General features: G+C 64.5%; 12 protein-coding genes and 2 tRNA genes. 8 read left to right on the top strand and 6 right to left on the bottom strand.

The window, feature by feature from the left end; translation table 11 throughout:
• The first annotated feature begins 38 nt into the window (after nucleotides 1-38).
• Both ACZLZY_RS20685 and ACZLZY_RS20680 read left to right on the top strand, forming a co-directional pair.
• Complete coding sequence (locus ACZLZY_RS20685) at nucleotides 39-476, top strand: DUF2231 domain-containing protein (RefSeq protein ID WP_472935943.1); 438 nt, start codon at nucleotides 39-41, stop codon at nucleotides 474-476.
• The gene (locus ACZLZY_RS20680) at nucleotides 473-1,783 is read left to right on the top strand and encodes a PQQ-dependent sugar dehydrogenase (RefSeq protein ID WP_472935942.1); all 1,311 of its coding nucleotides are present in this window, start codon (nucleotides 473-475) and stop codon (nucleotides 1,781-1,783) included. The genes ACZLZY_RS20685 and ACZLZY_RS20680 overlap by 4 nt, the downstream gene beginning before the upstream one ends.
• Nucleotides 1,784-1,884: 101 nt before the next feature.
• Here ACZLZY_RS20680 and ACZLZY_RS20675 read toward each other — a convergent pair whose 3' ends face one another.
• Nucleotides 1,885-2,877, bottom strand: a complete 993-nt coding sequence (locus ACZLZY_RS20675; RefSeq protein WP_472935941.1) for an Ldh family oxidoreductase — start codon at nucleotides 2,875-2,877, stop codon at nucleotides 1,885-1,887.
• Nucleotides 2,878-3,162: 285 nt separating this feature from the next.
• Between ACZLZY_RS20675 and ACZLZY_RS20670 the strand changes: the two genes are divergently transcribed.
• Entirely contained in the window at nucleotides 3,163-3,411 is a 249-nt protein-coding gene (locus ACZLZY_RS20670; RefSeq protein WP_472935940.1) for an Lrp/AsnC family transcriptional regulator, read from the top strand.
• A 46-nt stretch (nucleotides 3,412-3,457) separates the two neighbouring features.
• Here ACZLZY_RS20670 and ACZLZY_RS20665 read toward each other — a convergent pair whose 3' ends face one another.
• The 3 genes from ACZLZY_RS20665 to ACZLZY_RS20655 all read right to left on the bottom strand — a co-directional run bounded on the left by ACZLZY_RS20665 (nucleotide 3,458) and on the right by ACZLZY_RS20655 (nucleotide 6,069).
• The gene (locus ACZLZY_RS20665; protein ID WP_472935939.1) at nucleotides 3,458-4,270 is read right to left on the bottom strand and encodes a ferredoxin--NADP reductase; all 813 of its coding nucleotides are present in this window, start codon (nucleotides 4,268-4,270) and stop codon (nucleotides 3,458-3,460) included.
• A gap of 130 nt (nucleotides 4,271-4,400) precedes the next feature.
• Entirely contained in the window at nucleotides 4,401-5,705 is a 1,305-nt protein-coding gene (pncB, locus tag ACZLZY_RS20660; RefSeq protein WP_472935938.1) for a nicotinate phosphoribosyltransferase, read from the bottom strand.
• A gap of 184 nt (nucleotides 5,706-5,889) precedes the next feature.
• Entirely contained in the window at nucleotides 5,890-6,069 is a 180-nt protein-coding gene (locus ACZLZY_RS20655; protein ID WP_472935937.1) for a hypothetical protein, read from the bottom strand.
• A 240-nt stretch (nucleotides 6,070-6,309) separates the two neighbouring features.
• On the opposite strand from ACZLZY_RS20655, the gene ACZLZY_RS20650 reads away from it, so the two are divergent.
• Both ACZLZY_RS20650 and ACZLZY_RS20645 read left to right on the top strand, forming a co-directional pair.
• Entirely contained in the window at nucleotides 6,310-6,669 is a 360-nt protein-coding gene (locus tag ACZLZY_RS20650; protein ID WP_472935936.1) for a PepSY domain-containing protein, read from the top strand.
• Between the two features lie 240 nt (nucleotides 6,670-6,909).
• Nucleotides 6,910-7,077, top strand: coding sequence for a hypothetical protein (locus ACZLZY_RS20645; RefSeq protein WP_472935935.1), 168 nt, complete (start codon nucleotides 6,910-6,912; stop codon nucleotides 7,075-7,077).
• Nucleotides 7,078-7,104: 27 nt separating this feature from the next.
• Here ACZLZY_RS20645 and ACZLZY_RS20640 read toward each other — a convergent pair whose 3' ends face one another.
• Entirely contained in the window at nucleotides 7,105-8,220 is a 1,116-nt protein-coding gene (locus ACZLZY_RS20640; RefSeq protein ID WP_472935934.1) for a metallophosphoesterase, read from the bottom strand.
• Between the two features lie 616 nt (nucleotides 8,221-8,836).
• Between ACZLZY_RS20640 and ACZLZY_RS20635 the strand changes: the two genes are divergently transcribed.
• Nucleotides 8,837-10,621, top strand: coding sequence for a methyl-accepting chemotaxis protein (locus ACZLZY_RS20635; RefSeq protein ID WP_472935933.1), 1,785 nt, complete (start codon nucleotides 8,837-8,839; stop codon nucleotides 10,619-10,621).
• Between the two features lie 300 nt (nucleotides 10,622-10,921).
• Here ACZLZY_RS20635 and ACZLZY_RS20630 read toward each other — a convergent pair.
• A tRNA-Thr gene (locus tag ACZLZY_RS20630) sits at nucleotides 10,922-10,996 on the bottom strand.
• 308 nt (nucleotides 10,997-11,304) lie between these two features.
• Between ACZLZY_RS20630 and ACZLZY_RS20625 the strand changes: the two genes are divergently transcribed.
• Nucleotides 11,305-11,380, top strand: a tRNA-Phe gene (locus ACZLZY_RS20625).
• A gap of 254 nt (nucleotides 11,381-11,634) precedes the next feature.
• Nucleotides 11,635-12,584: hypothetical protein (locus ACZLZY_RS20620; RefSeq protein WP_472935932.1), on the top strand; the 950-nt coding region annotated here is incomplete at its 3' end.

Below are 12,584 nucleotides of genomic sequence, written 5' to 3'. Positions count from 1 at the left end.
GCGACCGACGTTCACTTGCAGCCAAGCTGGAGCTGAGAATGAGTAGAACATACGAAGACCACGGATCGAAAGCCAGCGCGCTGCACGGCATCTTGCTGAGCTTCCCCGTTGCCCTCTTCAGCCTGGCCCTCGCGACAGACATCGCCTACCTCAAGACCGCCGAGACGCAGTGGACGAACTTCGCCAGCTGGTCGATCGCCGGCGCGCTGGTCTTCGGCGGACTGGTGCTCGCCTGGGCACTGATCGAGTGGCTGGTCAAGCTCGGCCATCCTGCCAGCCGCGGCCGCCTTGTCTATTTCGCCGTCCTCGCGGTGATGTGGATCATCGGCCTTGTCAACGCCTTCCACCATGCCCGCGACGGCTGGAGCTCGGTTGGTACTGTCGGCCTCATCCTCACCATCATCTCGACCGTGCTGGCCCTTGTCGCCGGCTGGATCTTCTACTCGCGTACCCTTCAGTGGGAGGTAGCCCGATGACCAAATCCGTTCTGCTGGCCCTTTCGGCCGCCCTTGCTCTCTCCGCCTGTGACAGCAGCGATCCGAGCCTCAAGCAGACCGGCGGCCAGCCCGAGCTGCCCGGCATCAACGAGACGCTGATCCCGCCGATGAAGATCGCGGTACCGGCAAGCTGGAACGGCGAAGTGCCGACCGTCCCGCAGGGCTTCACTATTTCGGCCATGGCGACCGACTTCGCCATTCCGCGCCAGATGCTCGTCCTGCCGAACGGCGACGTCCTCGTGGCCGAAGGCCGCGGCGGCAGTGCGCCGGCGCTTCGCCCGAAGGACATCATCGCGGGCGTGATCAAGAAACAAGGCAATACCAGCGTGAAGAGCGGCAACCGCATCACGCTGCTGCGCGACGCCGACAATGACGGCGTGCCCGAGGTGCGCACGGTCTTCATCGACAACCTCAACGCGCCTTACGGGCTCGCTTTCGTCGACGGTGCGGTCTACGTCGCCAACCAGGACGCGCTGATGCGCTTCCCCTACCAGGACGGCGAAACGCAGATCACCGCGCCCGGCGAGGAGGTCACCAAGCTTCCCTCGGCGATCAACCACCATTGGACGAAGTCGCTCGCGGCCAGCGCCGATGGCACCAAGCTTTATGTCGGCATCGGCTCGAACAGCAATGTCGGCGAGCGCGGCATGAACGTCGAACAGGACCGCGCCGTCGTCTGGGAGATCGACCGGGCGACCGGCGCCCACCGCACCATCGCCCGCGGTATCCGGAACCCGACGGCGCTGGCGATTGAGCCGAACAGCAAGGCGCTGTGGGCCGTGGTGAATGAGCGCGACGAGCTCGGCCCGCAGCTGGTGCCGGACTATCTGACCTCGGTGCGCGAAGGCGCATTCTACGGCTGGCCCTACAGCTACTGGGGTAAGAACCTCGACCCGCGCATTCAGCCGCAAAAGCCAGACCTCGTCGAGACGGCGATTGCGCCGGACTACGCGCTCGGCTCGCACGTCGCCGCACTCGGCCTGTCCTTCGCGACGCAGGACGGCTTCGGCAGCAAGTTTGCGCAAGGCGCCTTCATCGGCGAGCACGGCAGCTGGAACCGCCAGGATCCGTCGGGCTACAAGGTCGCCTTCGTGCCGTTCGAACAGGGTCGCCCGTCCGGCGAGCCGACGGACTTCGTGACCGGCTTCATGAAGGACGGCGAGACGCGCGGCCGGCCGGTCGGCGTGCTGTTCGATCCGAACAAGCGCATCCTGCTGATCGCCGACGACCTGTCGAACACGATCTGGCGCGTCGCGCAGAGCCCGCAGGCGCAGGCCTCGCGCTAAGGAACGAGCGACGCGCGGCCAACCGCGCGCTCCCGAAATGAAAAGGCGCCGCAGCTTCTGGCTGGGCGCCTTTTTTTGTATCTGGCAGACGTCACGCCCGTCTACAAAGCGGCAATCGCCGCCAGCACGTCGGCCTCGATGTCCACGCCTTCCTCGATGGCTTTGCGGCGCGCCGTCTGGCCGCGGCGGCCCGGCAGGCGCGCGCCCGGCTCGTCGGCGACGCGCGTCGCCATCTCGGCCATCCGCACCGTCGTGCCGGCGCCGCCGATGCGGACGGGATCGAGCACGATGATGATATGGCCGAGACCGACAGGCGGCCCATTGTCCTCGAACAGCGAGCCGGCCTCGTAGGCGAAATTGCCGCCGGTGAGCCCTGCGGCGAGCATTTCAACCATCAGCGCCAGTGCCGCCCCCTTGGCATCGCCGGCCGGTACCATGGTGCCGGCCATCGCGGCATTGGCGTCGGTGGTCGGGTTGCCATCGCGGTCGAGCGCCCAACCCTCGGGGATCGGCAGACCCTTCTGCCGCGCCGTCATCACATTGCCCCGCGCGACCTTCGACAGCGAGAGGTCGACAACCACCGGCTCCTGCCCCTCGAGGGGCGCGGCGAAGGCGAGCGGGTTGGTGCCGTAGAGCGGCGTGCGGCCGCCCCAGGGCGCCATCGCCGCCGGCGCATTGGCGACCATCAACGCAACGAGGCCGAGATCGGCGAGCCGCTCGACCGTCAGACCGGCGACACCGGCATGGTGCGAACGGCGGATGGCGGCCATCGCGACGCCCTGGCTGCGGGCGATCTCGGGCAGGAGGTCGACCGCCATGTCGAGCGCGGGATAGGCGAAGCCGTCGGCGGCATCGACCACCAGCACCCCGGGCGCCGGCCGGGCGGCGGTCGGCACGGCATGCCCGCTCACCTTGCCGGTCCGCGCCTGCCCGGTATAGGCGACGACGCGGCGCAGGCCGTGATTGCCTTGCCCCGCCGCCTCCGCCGACACCAGCGCGCGGGCGACCGAGCCGGCAACAGTGCGGTCGACATTGCCCTTCATCAGAGCGTCGACGACGAGCGCTTCGGCATCGGCAAGGGTCAGGCGGGTCATGGCGATCTTTCGGAGAGGATGGAAAGGCGTTGCCGCAGCCATAGACATCCCGGCCGGACGATGGAAGCCGCCACGACCGCCGAAGCGCATCGCGTGCATTCCCACTCGGACCAGCGGCGCGCAAAACTATCGTCTGCCAACGTGAAAGTTCGATGCGGGCCCAGGTTAAAATGGCACCCCGACGCAGCGAGTCACGCGACTGGCGCGCCCGCAAACCGATACCGATCCGCCGGCCGATGCTGTAGAGACGGCGGACCGTTCTCAGCGCCCAGCCGGAGCATCTCGATGAAGACCATCTTCGTGCAGTTCAAGTGCCGACCCGGCAAGGCCTATGCCGTCGCCGACGCCTTGGTGCAGGACGTCGAGGAGATCTCGGAGGTCTATTCGACCTCCGGCCAGTTCGACCTCCTCGCAAAGTTCTACCTTGGCGATTCCAGCGATCTCGGCCGCTTCGTCACCGAGCGCCTGCAGGTGATCGACGGCGTCACCGACACCTTCACTACCGTCGCCTTCAAGGCTTTCGGCGGCGCGTAGTGCCAGCCCTGCAGACGGGCCGGGACGAACCCGACCGACGCCAGGCTCAGCCGACGAAGGCGCGCTCGACCACGTAGGTCGCGGGCTTGGAATTGGCGCCTTCCTCGAAGCCGTAGCGGTCGAGCATGGCCGCCGTATCCTTCAGCATCGCCATCGAGCCGCAGATCATCGCGCGGTCGGTGGCGGGATCGAGCGGCGGCAGGCCGAGATCGGTGAACAGCTTGCCGGTCTCGACCAGCGTGGTGATCCGCTCGCCCTTGGCATCGCCCTCGCGCGTCGCGCTCGAATGCAGGAGCAGCTTGTCGCCGACGAACTCGCTCATCAACTCGTCCGCCTTGATCTCCTCGATCAGCTCCTTGCCGTAGGTCAGCTCGGCCAGCGTGCGCGTCGTGTGCGTCAGGATCACCGTCTCGAACTTGTCGTAGGTCTCGGGGTCGCGGATGACGCTGGCGAAGGGCGCGATGCCCGTGCCCGTCGAGAACAGATAGAGCCGCTTGCCCGGCACCAACGCATCGTGCACCAGCGTACCCGTCGACTTCTTGCGCATCAGCACGGTGTCGCCGATCTCGATCTTCTGCAGATGCTCGGTCAGCGGGCCGCCGGGCACCTTGATGGAGAAGAATTCGAGCTCCTCCGCCCAGGATGGGCTCGCCACCGAATAGGCGCGATAGACCGGCTTCTCGGCATTGGGCAGGCCGATCATCACGAACTCGCCCGAGCGGAAGCGAAAACCTTCCGGTCGCGTCATCCGGAAGCGGAAGAGCTGGTCGGTGTAGTGCGTCACCTCGGTCACGGTCTCGGCGTAGACGCCGGCCGGGATCGGGAAGGAAGCGGCGGTCTCGGGGGCAAGGGCATTCATCGAAGGCGGGCCTTCCGGTTCAGGATTGCGATCCGGCCCGCGAGAGGCGCGCGCCGGGAGGACAGGGGTGCCGACAGGGCTATCGCGCGGGTTTGACCTATAAATCGGGCTGTGGCGAGACACGCCTTACTCAAACCAGCACCGCACGGGGAAAAACCGTCGAGGCGCCGAAAAGCCGGCGGTAGCGCTCGATCTCCGCGGGATCGCCGGTGGCCTTGCCCGGATTGTCGGACAGTTTTACCGCCGGCCGGCCATTCGCCTCCGTCACCTTGCAGACCAGCGAGATCGCCTCCAACGCCGAGCGCCCGTCCGGCGCCACGTCGCGGAAATCATTGGTGAGGTTGGTACCCCAGCCAAAGCTCATCCGCACCCGTCCCTCGAAGTGCCGGTAGGCGGCCTCGATCCCGCCGACGTCCATGCCGTCGGAGAACACCAGGAGCTTCTCCCGCGGATCAATGCCCCGGGATTTCCACCAGGCGAGGATCGCCTCCCCGCCCTCGATCGGCGGGGCCGAATCGGGCCGGAAGCCGGTCCATTCGGTCAGCCAGTCCGGGGCGCAGCGCAGGAAGGATTCGGTGCCGAAGGCGTCCGGCAGCACGACGAGGAGGTTGCCGCCGTAATAGCTCTGCCACTGCTTCAGCACCTCGTAGGGCGCCTGCCGCAGGGCCGCGTCGCTGTCGGTCAGCGCCGCCACCACCATCGGCAGCTCGTGCGCATTGGTGCCGATCGCCTCGACGTCGGTCTCCATCGCCAGAAGCACGTTGGACGAGCCGATGAAGGCATCCCCCAGCCCTTCCTTCAGCGCCTCGACGCACCAGCGCTGCCAGAGGAAGGAGTGCCGGCGCCGCGTGCCGAAGTCGGAGATCTTGAGGTTCGGCAGCTGCCTCAGGCGCTCGACCTTGCCCCACATCTTGGCTTTCGCGCGGGCATAGAGCACGTCGAGCTCGAAGCGGCCGAGATCCTTCATGGCGGCACGCGAGCGCAGCTCGTTGATGATCGCGAGCGCCGGGATCTCCCACATCGTGGTGTGCGTCCACGGCCCGCTGAAGGTCAGCTCGAACTGCCCGTCGACCCGCCGAAGCTCGTATTCCGGCAGCGCGAAATTCTCGAGCCATTCGAGGAAGGCCGGACGGAAGATCTGCGTCGAGCCATAGAAACTGTTGCCGGCGAGCCAGATCATCTCGCGCTTCGACAGGCGGATGGTGCGGGCATAATCCAGCTGGGCGCGCAGTTCACCCTCGTCGATCTCATCGGCGATCTTGATGGTCTTGGCCCGGTTGATCAACGAGAACGTCACGTCGACGTCCCGGTGGAGTCCCCAGATCATCTGGAGCATCAGGAGCTTGTAGAAATCGGTGTCGAGCAGGCTGCGCACGATCGGGTCGAGCTTGAAGGTGTGGTTCCAGACCCGCGTGGCGATATCGGTCGCGACCATGAGCATTCCCGGGGCTTGCGCTGCCGGATCCATGCCGGGCTTTCCGAGGGTTTAGCCCAGGCGACCCGCGAAGGCCAAGCCATCTCGGCGGCGATGCCGGTCGAACCAGCCTGTTTCGCCCTTCCGCCCTATCCCGAGGACAGGTGGTCTCGGCCGAGAGCCCGCATCACGCCGTGCTAGCGGCTCACTTCGGCTGGCAAACGACGGTGAGAGTCTGCCCCGAGGCGCCGAGATCGCTCTCCGCCTCCTGGAAGAGCTGGCGAAGCTTCGCGATCGAGGATCCGTCGCTGCCGATCGACAGCCCCTTCGCTGCCCGCTCGAGATCAAGCAGAAAGCCCTGGTCGCCGTCCCGATCAAAATCCATCCTGGATGTTCCCCTCATGCGCAGGAGACTAAGACGAAACGGGAACCCGTTCTCTAACCCATGATAGGTTTTCGCCGAATTTCGAACGAGATTGGCGCCCAAGACCGAGTGGATGCGAAACCCGCAACGCGTCCGAACGCCTGTGAAAGAAGCAATGGGCGCGCGGAACGAACTGTCGCGTGAACGGTTAGAGTGCACCAAGATTGGCGCGGAGAGCGTCGGCAGAAAAGAGGCATTCCCATGCAAAATAAATTCTGGGCTATTGGTCTCCTCGCGCTGGGCGCGGTCACCGTCGGAACGCCCGTCCTTGCACAGAACATCGTCATCGGACCGGACGGCGTGCGCGTCATGGAGCCCGATCGCGACCGTCGCGGACCGCCGCTCGACGACCGTCGGGGCCCGCCGCGCGACGATCGCCGCGACCGTCGCGAGATCAGCGAACGCGAAGCCGTGCGGATCGCCCGCGGCGAAGGCGTGCGCGAGGTCGACGACGTCCGGACGTCGCGCCGCACCTATTCGGTGCTGGGCGCCGACCGTCGCGGCCGCGACATCCGCGTCGACATCGACCGCCGCTCGGGCGACGTGATCTCGGTCCGCTAGTCCCAGAAGGGGTGATTCCACCCCTTGGGTCGGTTTTGCGACCGAGCCGCTGAAGCGTCTCGGCGCAAGTTCAGCTCGGTACAACGCTCACGGTTTAAGCCATCCATCAGCCCCTTCCGACCCGGTCGGAGGGGGCTTTTTACTGGCCCGCCCTGAGCGGCGCGCCGAGGCAGTCGCGGGTCGGGCTGGGAACAATGACAGGCAGAACCGGCTTGCTGATTCAGTGAAATGGAGGAAGCCATGTCCAACACCCCCGGCATCAACCCGCGGACCCCCGACCTCGAAGAAATCCGGCATTCCGACGACCCCGCTTTCGAGGACAGCCGGGATCCGGCACCGCAAGACGACGCGGAAACGGAAGACGAGGCCGCGGCGCGGATCCAGCGGCAGACGCTCGATCTCGCCTGACGGCGGGCAGCGAGCTTTCTGAAACGCTTACGAGCGGCGGAGCGTGATCCGCGTCATCTCCGCCGGCTTGCCGAGCCGCAAGGCAAATCCCGGCCAGATGCCGGTGCCGTTGCTGACATAGAGGCTCATCCGGTCGACCGCATAGAGCCCGGATACGAAGCCACCGTTCATCTTCTCCAGCAGCCAGTGGAAGACTAGGATCATGCCGCCGTGGGTATGACCTGACAGTTGCAGCGCCACGCCAGCAGCGGCAGACTTTCGCGCATTCCGCGGCTGGTGGTCCAGGAGAACCACCGGCATTCCTTTCGGTACGCCGGCAAGTGCCATGGTGAGGTCCGGCCCCGGAAGGCCGACCTCAACGGCCGAAAGATCGGCAACACCTGCGAGCACTAGCCCTGCGCCGTCCCGCTTGATCACCGCGTGGTCGTTGACGAGCATGCGGATGCCAAAGGACTGGAAGTGCCGGAGCCAGGCTTCCGCATCGAAGAAGTATTCGTGGTTGCCCGGCACCGCAAAAACCCCGTCGGGCGCGGCGAGCCCGCGCAACGGCTCGACGTTCGCCCGCCGCTTCTCGACCGTCCCGTCGATGAAGTCGCCGGTGATGGCGATGAGGTTCGCGCCGACCGCATTGGCCCGCGCGACGACCTGCTCCGCCCAAGGCGTTTCGAACAGCCGGCTGATGTGGAGATCCGTCAGCTGCAGGATCTGGTAGCCCGCGAACTGCGGCGGCAGGTCGGCAATGGCGATGGTCACATCCCGCACACCCGGCACCTTGATGGCCTGGCTGACGCCAACGCCGGCCAGCGCCAAAGCAAGCAGCGCAATCGCCGCCCGCGCGCCCGGCGCGATGCCGATCCAGTGCCCGCGCCAGAGGCTGACAAGGGCGGTGCCGACGTCGAGGGCGAACTGCAGCACGGCGAGGAACAGGATGGCGCCGAAAGCCACGTTGAACGCGATCACCAGCGCCCGCGGGAACTCGGGCGAGAACACCGAGCCCGAGGACAGGCGGTTCCAGAGATGGAATTCAGCCCCGGCGAGGAGCAGCAGGATCGCGCCGAGGGTCGCCCAAAGCGGCAAGGCCAGCGGCAGGACGAACCGCGCGATGACATACACGCAGGGAATGGCGAAAAAGAGGTGCAACATGTCGTCTGCCTTCGTCACGCTTCGTTGCCACCCGGACGCGTTATCCGCCAGCTGGAGAGCATGGACCCGGCCCCGCGAACCTTAAGGCCCGCCGGCGGAGAAGCCTGCCGCCTCGCCGGATCGCCCGGCAGGCAGCGTTTCCGGGCGTGTGATAATCGGTTTCGAAACCACCGACAAGCCGAGGGAACTCCATCGTGAACGGACCCGCCGGACCCGGCGGCGACACCTCGCCCCTTCGCCCCAAGGTCTGCAGCGTTGCGGCGCCAGGGAGGCGGCGTCCGGGGCGCCGCAGACGCCCCCCAGCGAGACTCAGACGACTGACCTCTACAACGGAGGCCCCAACAGAAGAACGATCGTCGCCAGCGATCCGATGGGCCATGCCTCTCGCTAGCCCGGGCAGATTCAAAAAATAAACATAACAGTAAATACCGAATATCAAAATATATAATAGGTCAAATTTCACTACTAAGTATAAGTTATTGCGGCAGCAGACCAGCTTTATCAAATTTTTAATGCGTTCGGATGTAATGTTAGCCTACTACAGGACGATTATGTTTATCATATATCACTGCGGCACGAGTTGGTCAGGCCGCCTTCTATTATAGGAAGTCGTTCCATGGCAATCGAGCTCCTCAAAGACAAGTCATCGCGCCGCCGAGACCTTGCGCTCGACGCAATGGCGTCGATGGTAATGCTTGCGGACGCAAACCTGCACATCAGATATCTCAATCCGTCGCTCCGGTCCCTGTTGAGGAACGCCGAGGCGGACCTGAAGCGCGAACTGCCTGCATTCGCCGTCGACAAGTTAATCGGCAGCAACATTGACATCTTTCACAAGGCGCCGAGCCATCAACGTAACATGCTGGCAAAGCTGACGGCGCCGCACAACGCGACAATCCACGTCGGAGAGCACGTCTTCGATCTCCTCGTCGCTCCCTTGCGGTCGAAGGGCAAGCTCTCGGGCTACGTCGTCGAATGGAAAGATGCCAGGGACCGGCTGGCGAACCTGGAGTTCACGGCTCAGATGTCGGCGATCGGCTCCCAGGCCATCATCGAGTTCAAGCCCGATGGCACCATCCTGACCGCCAATCCCAACTTCCTGAGGGTGATGGGGTACGAACTCGGCGAGGTCGTCGGGAAGCACCATAGTATGTTCGTCGACAGTGGGTTTGCGGCCAGCACCGAATACGCGGACTTCTGGCGTCGGTTACGCGAGGGCGAGTCCCAGTCAGACGAGTTCAAGCGCATCGCCAAGGGCGGCGGGGTGGTCTGGGTCCAGGGATCCTACAATCCTATCAGAAACCTCGACGGCAAGGTCTCCAAGGTCGTCAAGTACGTCATGGACGTGACGGCGCGGCGTGTGGCCGTTGAGGAGATCGGCGCCGCCCTACGCGACCTCGCCGACGGAAAGCTATCCCGGCGGATAACCGCCGCCGTTCCGCACGAGTTGGAATCGATCCGCCACGACCTCAACCGCGCGGCCGAGACGCTGGGTGGCGCGATCGAACGCGTAGGAGAGACGTCCCGCACGATCGCCGTCGGCCTTGACGAGATCAACGTCGCGTCAGCCGACCTCTCGCAACGCACGGAGCAGCAGGCGGCGACCCTGGAACAGACGGTCGCTTCGCTGTCCGAAGTCATGCAAGGGGTGAACAGCACAGCCGCGGAGGCACGAACCGCAAGCACGGCTGCGTCCTCCGCGATGCGGTGCGCAGAGCAGGGCGTCGCGGTGGTAACCGAGGCGATCGGCGCGATGAGCGAGATCGAGCAGTCCTCCAACCGCATCGGAAACATCATCGGCGTGATCGACGAGATCGCCTTCCAGACCAACCTTTTGGCGCTGAACGCCGGGGTCGAGGCGGCCCGGGCGGGCGAGGCAGGCCGCGGCTTTGCAGTCGTCGCGCAGGAGGTCCGCGGCCTTGCCCAGCGCTCGGCCGAAGCGGCCAAGGAGATCAAGGGCCTGATCGCCACCTCGTCGGGCCAGGTGGAACGCGGCGTCAAGCTCGCGGTGGCCTCGGGCAAGAGCCTCGAGGAGATCGTCGCGGGCGTTGCCGAAATGAAGGGCATGGCGGAACGCATCGCCAAGAGCGCGACTGAGCAGGCGACGGGGCTGCGCGAGGTGACAATCGCGGCCGACCAGATGGACAAGATCACCCAGCAGAACGCCGCCATGGTGGAGGAAGCGACCGCCGCCGCTCAAAGCCTCCAGCAGGAGACGGAAAACATGTCCGCCATGATGGCGCGCTTCGACGTCGGCGCTCCCGTCGCCGCCCGGACAAAACCGGTCGCCAAGCGACGCCCGCAGCCGCCCCTTCCCGCCCAGCGCCGGACGCCCGGCAGGACCGCCCTCGCCGCCATGCCTGCGGACGAACGTCAGAACGAAAGCTGGAACGAGTTCTGATACCGGTCAGCTTGCGAGAGCGCAGTCGCCCGGAAGTGTGCAAAAAGAACGCTCTGTCTTCCTGGATTGGGGGTCTCTTGCTTCGACCGGGCAAGTCCGCCCCACCGACGGATGCTACAGCGGCACAACACCAGTTGATCCCATACGCTGTCGAGCGGGACGATTGCGCTCGACGCATCCTGCAAAAACCACAGGGTCAGTCCGGTTTCAAGTTGAATGGTTTAACGTAAGGGAACGTACCGCATCTTCAGAAACGGGCTATTGCGCGGCGTTTCAGAGATTTCTGCGAGAAGTAGATGATGGTGCTGCGAGGGAGGATTGAACTCCCGACCTCTCCATTACCAATGGAGTGCTCTACCACTGAGCTACCGCAGCGCTTTTGCTGAAAGCGAGGGCCTTCTGACATAGCCCCGGGCGAAGCGCAAGCGGTCCGGGTGCAAACAATCGATATCCCTGTGAATGACAAAAGCCTCGCGCAAGGCCATCGGCCGGGGGGGGGGGGGAAGCGGAGCGTGGCGGCGGCGCAGCGCGCCAAGGCGACCGCGCAGCGTACCAAGCCAGAACCGGTTGCTGGCCATCACCGTCCCTCGCCTGAAGAAAGTGGCTGGACAGCGCCGGATGATCTTCATATAAGGCCACCACCCGCGAGGGACGCGGCCCGCCGCATCCCTCCGCAGCAAGGCGCCCAGGTAGCTCAGTTGGTAGAGCATGCGACTGAAAATCGCAGTGTCGGCGGTTCGACTCCGTCCCTGGGCACCACTATTTTCTCAACATTTACAATGAGTTAGAGGTAAATTCGGCAGACCCGGAAAGCGATGGCTTTAGGCCGTTTCGTCCTTTTCCAATTAGCACAGCCTAGCACAGGCAGTCTTTAACCATAATAGCTTAAGTGTTCGCGCGTCATACTACGTAGCGCAGGCCTAGCGCGTTTGATTAGCAAATAACTTGGAAGTACCCTGCATAATGTGCGCTGTTAATGGCGCAGCATCAGCATCATTCAGGGCAAATCTCTAATGCCGACGATCTTCAGTGGCGACGACTACCAGTTGTTCACACGGCCGGGAAATCCTCAGATCAACGCCCGCTTCTCTGTTCCAGATCAAGGCCAGCGTCGCGTGAGCCTAAAAACGGCGGATCTTACCGAGGCTCATCGCCGAGCACAGGCGGAATGGCACAAGTGCAGGATCCTCGCTGAGGCCGGACTGGTGGTCACGAACAAAAAGTTTGCCGACATCGCCGCGGACTACATTGCCGGGTTGGAGCGCGCGGTCGAACGCGGAGACAAGCCGGGCTATCAAATCAAAGGCTACCCCGGGGTGATCCGCCGGTTTTTCATCGGCTACTTCGGCGATCGCCTGATGAGCGCCATCACATCCGCAGACATCGAGCGCTATTGGGACTGGCGACGCGAGTTCTGGCTGACCGGTCCGGGCTCGAAAGACCCGAGCATTGTGTATTTCCGCCGTAAGAAGGACGACGCAGGCCCGCCAGCGCGTATCGTGCGGCCGGTGAAGGAGAAGTCCCCCTCACCCGCGACACTCAAGCTGGAGGGGTGGCTGCTGGGCCAGCTGTTTGAGTTCGGCAAGCGCACAGGGTTCGTTAAGACGGTTCCGCTGATCCAGCCGCCCAAAGATACAACCCGCCGGGATCGCTCCCGCCCGGGCTTCACGCTGGAGGAGTTCGCGCACTTAAAGAAGGTCAGCGAACTAAGGGTCGCTGAGTTCGAGCAGAACCCCAACTACCAGCCGGGCAAGCGCATCAAGGATGATGACGAGCGCGGGCGCAACCAGCGTATCTATCTGGACCGGATCAAGCTCCACTGCTTCTGCATGATCGCCGGGTTCACCGGCATGCGACCTACGGAGCTGAAGAATTTGGACTGGGGTGATGTCGTCCCCCGTAGCTTCGAGATCCAGGAGGGTATGACGGCGGATGCAATCGTCCTGCATGTCCGGGGCAAGGG

It is taken from the genome of Mesocryomonas lacus, from assembly GCF_055730135.2.
Note: the sequence above shows the minus strand (reverse complement) of the source record. Positions and strands in the feature narration are given on the sequence as shown.